This is a genomic window from Pseudomonas gozinkensis (assembly GCF_014863585.1).
GTDB classification, from domain to species: Bacteria; Pseudomonadota; Gammaproteobacteria; order Pseudomonadales; family Pseudomonadaceae; genus Aquipseudomonas; species Aquipseudomonas gozinkensis.
The window spans coordinates 903,274-916,404 of sequence record NZ_CP062253.1 but is presented as its reverse complement, the minus strand read 5'-3'; the positions used below and the strand labels follow the sequence as shown (position 1 = coordinate 916,404).

Annotated in this window: 4 protein-coding genes; 1 reads left to right on the top strand and 3 read right to left on the bottom strand. The window is 57.1% G+C overall.

All coding sequences use genetic code 11. The features are described 5' to 3' along the window. The 3 genes from IHQ43_RS03940 to IHQ43_RS03930 form a co-directional block, all read right to left on the bottom strand. A complete protein-coding gene (locus tag IHQ43_RS03940; RefSeq protein WP_192563450.1) occupies window positions 1-4,107 on the bottom strand; it encodes an Eco57I restriction-modification methylase domain-containing protein in 4,107 nt (1,368 codons plus the stop codon). 71 nt (window positions 4,108-4,178) lie between these two features. Continuing rightward, on the bottom strand, window positions 4,179-7,022 hold the full coding sequence (locus tag IHQ43_RS03935; RefSeq protein WP_192563449.1) for a helicase-related protein: 2,844 nt from the start codon (window positions 7,020-7,022) through the stop codon (window positions 4,179-4,181). Beyond that, on the bottom strand, window positions 7,019-12,268 hold the full coding sequence (locus IHQ43_RS03930; protein ID WP_192563448.1) for a DEAD/DEAH box helicase: 5,250 nt from the start codon (window positions 12,266-12,268) through the stop codon (window positions 7,019-7,021). Before IHQ43_RS03930 ends, IHQ43_RS03935 begins: the two co-directional genes overlap by 4 nt. 470 nt (window positions 12,269-12,738) lie before the next feature. Here IHQ43_RS03930 and IHQ43_RS03925 point away from each other — a divergent pair, with 470 nt between their 5' ends. Continuing rightward, on the top strand, window positions 12,739-13,068 hold the full coding sequence (locus IHQ43_RS03925; protein ID WP_192563447.1) for a hypothetical protein: 330 nt from the start codon (window positions 12,739-12,741) through the stop codon (window positions 13,066-13,068). The last annotated feature ends 63 nt before the right edge of the window (window positions 13,069-13,131 follow it).

The following is a 13,131-nucleotide window of genomic DNA, read 5'->3' as shown; positions in this document are numbered from 1 at the left end:
TTAAACCAATTCGCCTTTTTCCAGCTTGTCCCAGGCCTCTAATACTAACCTTTGAGTGCGATACTCGCCGAACTCACGGATCTCATTGCGCTTAAGAACTGCAAAAGTCTCAGATGGATACCCAGGCTTTGCAGAGTCTGGCTCCAAGATGAATGCAAGGTCGAAACGACTCAGGCCATACAAGCGGGCATAGTACGCATCCAGCTCTGCCTGCAGCCTGCTTCGAAGCTGCTCATTAAAGGGAAATGGTTCGGCCACATACCCCAAGTCAGCAGCCCAATCTCTCATATCAATGGCGTTATAAGTAAGTTGAAGTACTCGCGAAACTATAAATTCAATATCAGCCGCACCATAACTATCAGGAGGCAGCACAGGAAACTGCCGCATCGCAAAATAGTTTAGGTTCAGGCCGCCAACCTTGTTACGGACTACATAATCGAGCACCAAACTCGAGAGATTCCCCAAAAGCACCGCATAAAGGCGAGAATCTTCAAATTGACCAGGCAGCATAAGATTCAGACTGTCCCCTGAGCCTACATATGGAAGAACAGAAGAGATCAATGTTCTTGCACTAGCACGAGAGTCAGTCACCTTACGAAATGCAAAAAACCATTTCCTCGTCCAAGCCACACCGCGCGATCTTGCCTCTACTTCTGACTCGCGTACCCAGTAATAAGTGGCAGGTAGATAATCACACTTTGTTAGTCTCAAAGTATTGATCTCAGGGAGAATATGGGCTCTCTTCCCTCCAGAGTCCGTAAAATCGCCATATCTGTGCGTATAGACATGCATGAGCTTAGCCTCGTACAGTGGAAGCCAACGCTCTTGTTCCGAAACAAATGTATTCCCTTCGAGATGAAACCCTTCTCCAGAAAAATCAGACATACTTCTGAAAAGATGCGAATCATTCGCCATATCAAACATTCTAAGAAAGCCGACTCGCCATGGGTTATTTTCACCATCTGTAGAGCCGGCCTCTCTGACCAGCACCGGTACCCTGGCATAAATTCGACGGGTAATGTCAGCATCCATCCGTGAACGGAAGATCGGACAGGTACGAGTATTAGGGTTGACCTGGATGATTTCTTCTGCCGTCAGAGTAAACACCCGCTCAGGATCCTGCAGCTCATCAAGCTGCTTGCCCTGGAACAGGAAGCGCGTCGCCCCCGCCTGCTGTTGGGACCCGAGCACCGTGGTCAGGGCAAAGCGCAGCATGTGCCCCTGGCCTGCCCCTTTGAAGTAGCCTTCGTTCTCGAATTCAAAGAAGCTTTCCAGCGACCGTTGCTCAATCAGGTCACCAAAGAACGCCTTGGTGGTGCTATCGGTAGCCAGTCCGGAGGGGACGATGAAACCGGCACGTCCCATCGGTCCAATTACTTGGCGAATTGTCTCGGAGAACAGCGCGTAGGTATTCACATCGCCGACACCGGTCAGCGGGAAGCGCCCGCCGTCCTCGCCATTCACGTGGGCAAATACACTGGCAGCCTCGGCAGTTCGGCGGGCAACAATAAATTCACGATATAACCGCTGCTCGGCCTCACGAGCTTCAAAGCTCGATACTTGGCCCGGATATAGGTTTTGTGCCAGCAGCCCCTGCGACAGCCAGTCAATCCGCTGGCTACGCTCAGCCTTATTTCCCGCACTGGCGACCATTTGACTGCGTGAAGCAAAAAACTCCTCCTCCTGTAGCTTGATGCGTTCCCATGGCGGATTGCCCAGCACGCAGTCGAAGCCACCAGCCCTGAATACCTGCGGAAATACCAGCGGCCAGTGCAGTACCCGTGCTTCCTCACAGGCCATAGTTGCCGCACCAAGCTGCTGTTCATGCTGCGTGCTGCGAGATTCGCTAAACAGCTCAAGATACAGCGTCTTGCTGGTGGGAATAATGTCCTGCGATACCTCCGTCTTCTCGAGCAGGAAAGCACCAACCATCAGATTGGCGGTGTGCAGCAAACGACTGCCCTGAGCTTGCTGCTTGTAGGCACGGTAAGCCTGATCCTTGGCGGCGATATCGGCCAGGGTATCGTCAGGCAATGCATCGAGAGCTAGCAGCTCGTTGTAACCAACCGCAGACTCCAACGAGAGACTGATGGTTTGCTGGCGATCAAAGGCTTTTTCTAGTGCTGTGAGACCATCCTTGTTTTCCTTGGCGAGCCGCTTACAGGCCCCCTTATCATCTCCAGAAAGCGCCTTGAAGGCATCTTTCGGAATACCTTTTTCCAACTCATTAAGATCCTTGAGACCAAGCAGCGCGTTACCGCACTGTATATGTGCATCAAGGAAGCCTAGCGGTTTACCAGGCTCCAGCGCCTCCAGCCACAGCGCCGTTTTGCACAGCTCAATGGCCATGGGATTAAGGTCAACACCGTAAATACAGTGCAACACCACTTCACGTAATGCATGGCGGTACTGCGCTTCAGTGTACTGATCACCGTGAGCGTCCAACTCAGCCACTTTGGCCGCGAGACGACGGGCCGCAGCGAGCAGGAAGTGGCCACTACCGCAGGCTGGGTCGCAGATCTTGATCAACAGCAGCGCAGCACGTGGCTGCTCGGGATTGGCCTTGAGACGCTGGTCGATCACTGGCAACAACGCGGACTGGATCAACTCCTGCACAAGGCTGTCCGGTGTGTAGTAAGAGCCGCTGGTCTTGCGCGCATTGCCTTGGTCGCTCTCGCCCTCGGCATCACCGATAAAGCCAAATTGCCAAGGCAGAGCGGCGGGATTGATACGTGGGATGAGCTCGAGCAGCGACTCGTAAACCGAGCCTAGCTCTTCAGTATCCATGTCTCGGTAGTTGATACGGGTGGCACCGTTCTTACGCTGCACCCAAGTAACGGCACGAATAGCGCCGAGCAGCGCCTTATTACCGAGATGGGCAGACTCAAGATCCTGACACTGCTCGCCCGCGAAAAGTCCGCCAAGCGCTGGAAGACCGAGCAACGGCTGGCCATTACGCAGTGCCGCGAAGGTAGTGCTTAGTGCTTGCCACAGGTCGGCATAGTCGTCATACAAGCGTCGCTTACGTGCTCGCTCGCGAAGTAGACTCAGGCTGTAGCCCTGAGCGTATAGGCGGCAGGAGTCCGGTGTGGCCGTCGCAGGATCATGAAGAATATTACGATCCTCGGCAGTGAGCAGAAACAGCAAGCGATAGACCAGACGCAGCAACTGCTGGAAGTAGTCATTAGAACTGAGCTGGCCAGTAGAAAGCGCTTCTCGCAGCGCCTTATTGGCCGGATGGGCCACAAAACCACCACCAAGCGCCCTCAGCGCCTGCTCCACTCCCGCACGCAAGTCATCGCGCGCGCGCTCGCCCTCAATCGCAGCCTGCTCGCACCACTGCTCCAGCCAGCACTGGGCGATTTTGCCGTTCTGGGCGAGAAAGCGGCTGGCATGCAGCGTCAGCCATAGGGCAACAAAGTCCGAGTAGAGGTCGTCTTCGAACAGACGAACCAGATCTACCTCGACAAAGGCAGGGCGTGTCATCGACGGGTTGTCCCGCAGGATACGCAACACCAGACCGTTGCTGACGATGCCCCACAGTGCCTCGCCACTGGCGTTGAGGTACTCCTGCAGTAGCCCTTGCGGCGAGCGGCGACGCCCCTCGTCGCCGAAGGCGAGGTGGCTCTTGTCCAGATCGAAGTCCGGCCCCGTCAACACCAGCGGGATATGCGCAATGCGGCGGGGCTCGCTGCTGGCAACCACTCCCAGAGCAAACCCTGAGTCGGCTGGATTCTGCTCAACATAGCCCGCCTCGTGCGTGAGCGGAAAACGCCGCTCGCCCAGAGAGCGTGGCTGGCGGCAGGCCTGCAAATCTGTGAAAGCAAACACCTGCTGCAACAATGGCACCAGAAAACGCTCTACGGCCAGCATCGTACGATCAGTGTCCTGACGCTGACGACCATCGTTGAAAGCCTCCCACTCAGCCTTGGCAATACGCCAGTAACGACTGACCTCGTCACGCAGCTTAAGGGTGCGGTGGAGCCCGTAGTCAGTACTGCCCTGCCCCTTGAGTTTGAGGTCACGCACGGCATTGAGGAACTCGCCTGGAAAAATACCGCCTTCGACACGCAAGCTGTCGAATTCACGGTGGATGGTGCGGGTCATGTGGTGATTTTCCGTGTCTTGCCTGCCGGCATGGGCCGGCAGGCGAACATTCATTATTGTCAATCAGCGTTTCAGATCAGTTGTGCGTCCGGCATAAGTACGTAAATGCCGACCACATCGACCGGTAGCTGCGGATACACGTCATAGGTCCCTTTGGCCTTGGCGGCATCACGCACACGACGGTGATCCTTGAGCAGTTCGTTGGCACGCTGGCGGGCGATATCGTCGAGCGCCGGCTGCCAGGCTTGCACTTGCTCCAATGCTTGCTCGACCTGCCGCTGGCGCATCTCGGGCGTCATATTGCGGCTTACCGGCTGCTGCATTAGAGCCAGCACCTCGGTTGGAGTAATGACTTGCGGTGGATTTTGGCCGTTAACAGCAACAGCGATGGCCTCTTCGGCGAGGAGTTCGCGGCGTTGACTGGCTCGCGTCATAGTGAGTTGGGTGCGCAGACGAACCAGCAACACAGTGGTACGCAGCGCTACTGCCCGGGTGAACCAGGCACCGGCCCGGCAAGCTGCTGCACTTTCGCCCCCTTTAAGCGCCTCCTCGGCGAGCTGGTCAGCCAGCCCAGCTACCAACGGGTGAGTACGGTGGATATGCTCGGCCACCCCAGCCGGTGGGTAGCTGAAGTCAATGTTACGCAGGCTATCGATACCGGACTGAGCGAGACGGTCTCGCAGTGGTTCAGGCAGCTCGGCATAGGGTAGACGCATGATCTGCTTGTACTGACCCAGCGGCGCATTAAGCGCCTGGCAGGCGGCAATAACGAAGCGGCGCACGTCAGCCTCGTCACCTAGCACCTCGGACATACGTGCGAATTCGGGAATGACATCTTCTGGTTTAAGAGCTCGCTGGGCAAAAATGGTCTGGTTGCGGCGCGCCTTTTCTTGAGCGTTCTGCCACTTGTTCTCCAGGTCCTCCTCGATGGCCTGCTGACTGTCGAAACCAAAGTCCAAGGAGAAATTGTGCTTCATCTCGTCGCGAGTGAGCAGCACGGTTCGCATAATTGCCTGACTGATACGGGCTTCATCCTCAGGCATGGGCACGGAAATACCCAGTGCTTTGCGGATGCTATCTGCCTTGCGAATGATGACCTGCAGAACCGCACCGTCCACGGGATTATCAGACCCATATAGCGTCAGCGCACGCACTTTGCTGGAACGCTGTCCAAATCGATCCACGCGGCCTTCACGCTGTTCATGGCGGGTCGGGTTCCAGGAGAGATCGTAATGAACGACAGCGTCGAATACATCCTGCAGGTTGATACCTTCAGATAGACAGTCGGTAGCAACCAGGATGGCCGGCTTGTCGACGTCGCGTAGGACGAGAATCATTTCCTCGCGCTCGCTGGGGCTGAGCTCACCTGTGATGCTTGTCACTTCGTGATCTTTGAATAACGGCTGCAGGGCCGCCGCCACGTAGTGAGCGGTAGCGATATAGCGGCAGAAGACCACCGGCTTGAAGCCCTGCTTGACCAACGACTTGACCTCGATGATCAACTGCTGGAGTTTTGGGTCGTTGTCATCGGCTAGACGAGCGGCCTTTTCGATCAAGTTGCGCAGACGCTCGGAATCTTCTTCCACCACAGCACCTGGTTCGATGTCGTCGGTAGAAAGTCCACTCTCGCTGGAGCCATCCAGCACAGTGTTGATACCCATGGCCTCAATTTCTGCCAGTTGAGCAGCATCATTGACAGCGCCATAACCTTCGGCTCGCTTGAGCCGAGTCTGCAGCGCGCGCACGGCGGCTGCGGGCGAGGAGGATATACACCTCAGCAATGCTAGAGCAGCCCACCAATTGAGACGCTGATGCAGGGTATCCAGACCTTCCGCCCCACGAACCAACTCGCGTGCGTAATCGAGCACATCGTTGAACAACGCACCCCAGGAGCCGCTCAGCTGGTAGGTCTTTTCTGCTGTTTCGCGTTGAGGAAAGCGCGTGCTGTCCTGCCATTCACTGATATCGACCCGACGGCGCTGGACTAGGTGATCACCGAGCTGTTTGTACAGCGGGTGGTCGGCGCGGGAAACATCCTTCAGGCCTACAAAGGCCTTGTTCAGCAAGCCGAGCAGGTTGTAATAGGCGTCCTCGTTGCCACTGTGAGGGGTGGCCGTGAGCAGTACCAGGTGACGCTCGGTGTCATCGGCCAGGGCGCGCAGCAGTCGGTAGCGCTGGTGCTTACCGCGACTGAGGCCCTCGGCGCAGGTGTGTGCCTCGTCGACGATGACCAGTTCAGGACAGGCGTTTTGGAACTCGTCGCGGCGCCGGTCAGACTTGATGTAGTCAAGGCTAACCACGGTGAAGGGGTATTCAGTGAATATCGAAGTGTGGGTCTGCAGGCCTCGCTCCAGACGCTCGACGGTGCCAGTGGTGACCACCTCGGCGCGAATATTGAACTTACGTTGCAGCTCTTCCTGCCACTGTTCGCAGAGGTGCGGCGGGCAAAGTACGGTGAAGCGCTGGATCTCGCCACGGTCGAGCATTTCCCGGGCGATCAGCCCGGCCTCAATGGTCTTACCGATACCCACGTCATCAGCAATAAGTAGGCGAATCACTTCGTGCTTGAGCGCCATTAGCAGCGGAACAAGTTGGTACGCGCGTGGCTCGACGTTAATGCGACCTAGCGCGCGGAACGGGCCAGCTCCAGCGCGCAGTTTTAGTAGCAAGGCATCACGCAGAAGCAGCGCCGAATTCTGCGTACCGCGCTGTGCCTGGGTAGCATCGGGCAACGGGAAGGTGGCCGGTTTCGGCGCCTCTCGCTCAAGCAGAGCGTGAATGACAATTACATCGTCGTCCGAGCCACCCAATGAGCGCAAATGCAAACGAGGGCCGTCGGACTCAGGCAGTACGATCCATTCACGCCCGCGGGCGCTGACGATGCTGCCGGGTTGAAACTCCTGAGAAGCGCTCATGCGCGGAAATCTCCAAAAATGTCCGGATAGCGGCGCACGACGTCGGGCCAGCTACGAGTATCACGGGTGAAGCGGATGACGGTAAAACCATGGTCTACCAGCTCGCGAGTCAACTGCTCGTCGAACGCGCGCTGACCCGGCTGCTCATGGTGTGGGCCATCGATATAGACCAGTGCCAGCGCTTCCCGATAAACAAAGTCGGGCCGGGTCTGCTGGGACTCCAGGTAATGCTGGGCAAGATCTGGCTTGCGCAACTGATGTTGCTCGATGAAATCCAGCCATGCCTGTTCCAGGCTGCTGGCGGACTGCTGACGCAGGTTGGCCATGTGGTCCTGCCCTTCGCCGTCGAGGTGACCGACTTCTAAGGTGGCGCTAGCCAGGGCGCAGAGCAGGTCAGTGACTTCATTGAGCTTGCGATCCAGCAGTTTGTGGTCGGGCTGGTTGTAGTAGCTGAGTAGGCAGCGGTAACAGGCTGCGTCGCACTCCTCGCTTGCGTTCTCCAGGTTGGAGGCCGACCAACTGTCGTCCGGGCTCCGGTAGTGCATGATCTCCAGCGCCCGGCGTGCGACGCGCGGTAGTCCGGCCGGATCGGTAGCCAAGCGAGTGAGCACCCCGGCACCGCCTTCGGCCGACTCGTAGAACAGCATGCTGTTGCGCTCGTCGCGACCAGGCAACGGCTCGACCATCAACTCGCTTTCTTCAAGCTGGAACTCAGCCTCAATACCGCGCTTAAGGGCGTACTGCAGGGTGGCCATGCCACCTTCATCGAGTGGTATCGAAGGCTTGATCACCAGGACATTTCGACGATCCTCGACAAAGGGCGAGATACGCTGAGCCTGGATTCTATCGATCTCGGCGCTCTCGTTTTCCTCCTTGGGCGCCTGCTCGTCGTTGCTCCAGTAGCCGCTAACCGGGTCAATCTTGAAGCCGTAGATCTCCGTATCCTTACGTCGGCGCCAGCCAAGATTCATGCGCCACACCGTGGCGGCCGGAGCATATTGCAGGTCGAGCAACGGAGCATCACCCTGCAACATCAGGCTGCGGACTACTTTGGGCACGCCATTTTCTTCCTGATACTGCAGGGTGGTACGCACCTCGTAGCCCTGTCGCATGCGCTCTTCTTCATCACATGTGATACGGGTAACCCGTTGGGTGCTGACGTTCTCAATACGGAACAGGTTGTTGATGACCTTGCCGCCTGCCAGCGGTGCCTGGCACGACAGGCACTGTTCGTAGTGCCGCTGATTGCGGAAATGTCCGTAGCCACAGGCGGGACACAGCAGAGCCTCTTCGGTAACAATCCGAGCCTCGTTGGTGCCCTGATTGCGCACACCTAGAATCACTCGCTTGACCCGGTATTGACTGCCTTCGTGGTAGATCAGGCTCAGCGGTCCAAACTCGGAGATAGCCAAAAAGCGCGGACGAGATAGCACGCTGTCACGGCCGACCCCACCCATACGGCCGGGTATGAACGCGGAGAGGGGAAGACGCGGGAAGTTGTAACCGGGCAGGAAGCCCTGACTGGCCAGGTAGCGGTAGGTCTCGAAATCCGAATGACTGCCCCCGCTGGTTTCCAGCAGCAGATTATGCTGAATCATCGCCTCGCGGTGACGACGCTCGGCAATCTTGCGCTCTTTCTCGGGCGCAGCCGGGTTGGTCATGATCGCGCTCGCCTCGTCGATCTGCCTGCGCGTGGAGGCATAGAGGTCACGCCAGCGTTGAAGAGCCATGTCGAAGCGTAGGAAGGTAGAACCAAGCTTGGCATCCAGCCATTGAGCAGCAGCCTCGTCAACAGGCTTGCCGCGGTCCAGCCAAATACCCTGCGCGCTTGCTAGCTCGTCACGCAGCATGCCCAGCAAACGAGTTCCGCGCCGACCTGCCCGCGCCAGCGCGTCCTTGTTGCCGAGGGCAACCACATAGTCGTCGAGCAGCGGCATGTCGCTGGGGCTTTCCATATCAAGCATGGTGTTAATGGTCGATGGCAACTTGCAGCCAGTTTCCGCCAGCCAGGTGGCGAACAGGTGACTCTCCACCAGATCCTCATTAGCTAGGTCTAGAGTTGGCGGGCTGACCTCGCCATAGACCATGCGCCGCGGCTCCTGAAAGAAGTACTGGTCGTGCGGGCTGAGCGCAGCGCAGTAGGTGATGATCAACGCCGGTTGCCCGGAACGCCCTGCCCGACCACTACGCTGGGCGTAGTTGGCCGGGGTCGGCGGCACATTACGCAGGTAGACAGTATTGAGTGAAGCGATGTCCACGCCAAGCTCCATGGTTGGCGAGCAGAACATGGCGCGCAAGTCGCCAGCACGAAAGCGTTCTTCACGCTCCTCCCGCAACTCTGCTGGGACCTGAGCCGTATGTTCGCGAGCCTCTAGGGTGAACAAATCACGCTGCTGGCTCTCTAGCATGTCCGCCACACCGTTGTAGAGCCGCTGGAAATAGGGGTTACGGCTGACCGTCTGGTTGAGCAGGTCAGGCTGTGGATCACCTTTACCCATGCGCCAAAGCAGAGCCTCGCCTAGCACCTGATAACCGCGAATGCCCTTCTCGAGCTCGACGCCCTCGATCAGCCCATAGCTTTCGACGATATCCAGCAAATCCTGGATGAACTGGGCGTAGTTAGCCTCCTTAAGAGGCTCATAATGTCCACCCTCCCAGAACGAAGTGGTTTTAACCACCTGGCCAAAGCGGGTACGCAGGCCAAGGGTCACCGTGTTCAGGTCCTTGCGAGGCTTGCTAAGCGTAGCGTAGCCGGCTTCGGTGAGGATCTCGTCCTCAGTAAAGGCCCATGGTTCCTTGAGATGCTGGCGGCTTTTGTTTTTCCACTCTTCGAGGTTGTAGCGATCGAGATAGCGGGTCTTGATACAGAGGTTACGACGCATCACGTCCAACAGCATCTGCACCAGCTTCTGTCGCACGGTGGGGCTGGCCAGCGCCAGCATCGGGTGCACCTGGCGCTCACCTGCAGCTCCTGGCCTTGAGGTTTTCTGCCAGCGACCATCGTCGCAACAAAGCGTCGGTAGATCCTCGTACTCGATGCGTAATAGGTCGAGCTGTTCGAGGTTGGGATTGTTGAAACGCCAGCCGCGTCGCAGATCGAAATACAGCCGGTAACCGAGAATGTTCCGCATGGTCTCCTCGGCATCGCGGCGCAGGCGCGGCGCAACGTTGCCAGGGTTTTGCAGGTATTCGCCGCGGATCAACGGATCATCGATTGCGAAGCCGAGGGCCTGGAAAACCTGCTGGGTGATCTGGCTATCGCTGAGCGGATCGTCGCCACGCTGTCGCACGCAACTAAACAACGCACTACGCATCAGTAGGACCTGCATGAAGTCATTGAAGTGACCGGCCTGCAAAGAAGCGTCCTGGCGGTTGTCAGTGAAGCCCAGCAGCTTACGAGCATCAGCGGCCAGTTCGCTGTCCGCACCCAGCATGTAGCGCAGGGCGGAAATGCTCAGAATAGTGGTGGCTGAGCTGCGACCTTCACCAGAAAGGCCGGACAGCCGCGTCCAGTCTCGCCCACGCGACTGGTTGGCCCCGCAGCACAAACAGAAGCGGAAGCTGCCGGGGATGAACCAGCAGCGCACGCCCTGCAAGGTTATCTGGCCATTGCTGGCGGCAAAGATCTCCTGCGGCTGGTATTTGCGGTAGGAGGATTTGATGCGAGGCTCCTTACCTGTCAGCTCCACCCAGCTTTCTGGATAACTCTCGAGGTTTTCACCATCCCAAGTGCGCTGAGGATCGATCATCAGAAAGCCGTGATGCACATCCTCATCATCGTGGCTAATTTCCTTGATGCTGCGCGGTGCAAATGAGCGGTTGCCGTTCTCCACTTCATCCCAAACCGGATAGTACTCCTGGCCACAATTGCGGCAGAAATGCACACTGTAAAAACGCCGTTCGCGCTCACCGGCGACAGTAAGCTGCCCGGATAAATCCAGCTTGCGTGTGCTTGGCACCTCCAAAGTGGCATACAGATCAGCGGCACCGGAGACGAACTGGTGCAAGCGGAAGGCAAACAGGGGTTTGCCACTGACGTCTTTACACTGGTAAGCCGTAAGAAGGAACTCAGACAAGAAGACTGCGCAACGCTCGGCCGACTCTCCGCTCGAATCGGCAAGCCGATGGGCAGCCTCCTCAATGCTAAGCGGTTTTGCGCGAACCCAACGACCTTCGGTATGCGAGAGGCCAAGTGTCAGCTCGACCCAGGCGGAAATTGGGTGTTCACGTAAGCTCTTGAACGAGGGGGTCTGCGGCACGCTAGCATTGATGGCGCTGGCCAGCACATCTGCAGCGGGGATCTCCAGTGCTGGCGTCACCCGCTGCAGAGTTTCAGTGATGATGTTTTCCGGCTTGACCTTCGCACCAAAGATCTTCCCGGCAACTTCAGCTACAACCTTGTTGCGTTCGGCGAGAGTGCCTTTTGTGGACATGGTGGCTGATGTGCCAACGCACAAGAGACCACTATTTAGGCGTTCGCGCACCCTTCGCACCAGCATAGCAACGTCCGCCCCCTGGCGGCCGCGATATGTGTGGAGTTCGTCCAATACCAAAAATTGCAGTCCATCTGCCGCCTGTATAAAAGCACGATCTTGCTCGCTCTGCCGGGTCATTAGCAGTTCGAGCATCATAAAGTTTGTGAGGATGATGTCTGGCGGATTGATGCGCATTCGATCGCGCTCGTCGGACTTTTCTTGTCCGGTGTAGCGACCGTAGGTTACCGGACGCGGCTCAGTGCCATAGCTGGCTAAAAACTTTTCCAGCTCCTCACACTGGCTGTTCGCCAATGCGTTCATCGGATAAATGATGATCGCCTTGATGCCCGCTTTGGCGCCCTGCTCCTTGCCCTTGAGGATCGCATCAAAGATCGGAATGAAGTAGCTGAGCGACTTACCGGAGCCCGTGCCAGTAGTCAGCACATAGCTCTCACCTGCTTGGCAGCGAGAAATCGCCTCCTGCTGGTGCTTGTGCAAGCTCGCCGGCACGCCTGGTTTTCCGCCTTCCTTGCCGAAGCGGAAAATATGCGCACACTCCGGATGTAGGGTCCGGTTGGCAACGAGTTGCTCTATATTCTGCCCGGCGACAAAAAAGGGATTTACCTGAATCAATGGCGATGGCCAGTAACGCCCAGTGCTGTACTCAGCCTCCAAATACGCCCGGATATCCTCAGCTCTCGGATTGGTGAAGCTGCGAGCAAACTGCTCGTAATCTCGAATAACCTGATTGCGAAAGCTAAATGCATCCACCTTGATGCGCTCCTTGGGCTCGAAAACTACTGGGACACTGGCCCCGCGTCATATCAAAACAGCATCTTACTTCATAAGTGTCTCAGGTGGGCTGATGGTCTTGATTGGATAGTGGCGATCAGCGAACACCTAGCCGGGAAGGCAAACGTGGTTATGAGCTAGAGGCTCTGCGAGCCAGTCTGATTGACTACGTAACAGATCAACAAGGTGCCTTCACCATACGCTTACCGATCGGGTGCATGATGGACCAGCTATGAAAGGCGCTGCCGTGTAGGCGCTAACGCCGAATGGCCCCATATGCCAGTGGGGCTCAACGCCGGCCAATAACAATACCGTAGGTGATTCGGCACTTCGTTGGCTCAATGCCATTCCAATGGTTAGTCGCATAACAGCCGTACGAAGACCAACTCGAATCAAAATATTTTCAGTCCTACATCACCGCCATGACAATCACTCCATGGAGCCATCCCATGTCATTGCAGTGCCCCCTTTGCAACTCCCAAAAAATTGCTTCAATCAGAGCCGCCATGGAAACTGGCGCCGCTATCGGCACCATTGGCGGCGCAGCACACGGCGCAAGCTATGCGTTGGCTGGCGGTCAGTTCGGTGCCGCTGTCGGCGCTATCGCCGGACCGATTGGCATGAGCCTTGGCACAATTTCCGGTGCGGTCCTCGGCGGCATGGTCGGTGGCGTAGGCGGATGTACCCTTGGCGCTCAGCTTGGCGAAAAACTGGATCGTCATGTCTTAGCGAACAATCTTTGCCTCATCTGCGGTCATCGCTTCAACTTGCCTACCTGACTCACAACCTACCAACCTTTTCCGAGCAGTGCTGCGCGTTGCACAGCGCTTATGCCGCATTGT

Excerpts from the sequence above, each read along its gene's own strand:
- IHQ43_RS03940 (WP_192563450.1), bottom strand. The coding sequence starts at position 4,107 with ATGACCCGCACCATCCACCGTGAATTCGACAGCTTGCGTGTCGAAGGC.
- IHQ43_RS03925 (WP_192563447.1), top strand. The coding sequence starts at position 12,739 with ATGTCATTGCAGTGCCCCCTTTGCAACTCCCAAAAAATTGCTTCAATC.
- IHQ43_RS03935 (WP_192563449.1), bottom strand. The coding sequence starts at position 7,022 with ATGAGCGCTTCTCAGGAGTTTCAACCCGGCAGCATCGTCAGCGCCCGC.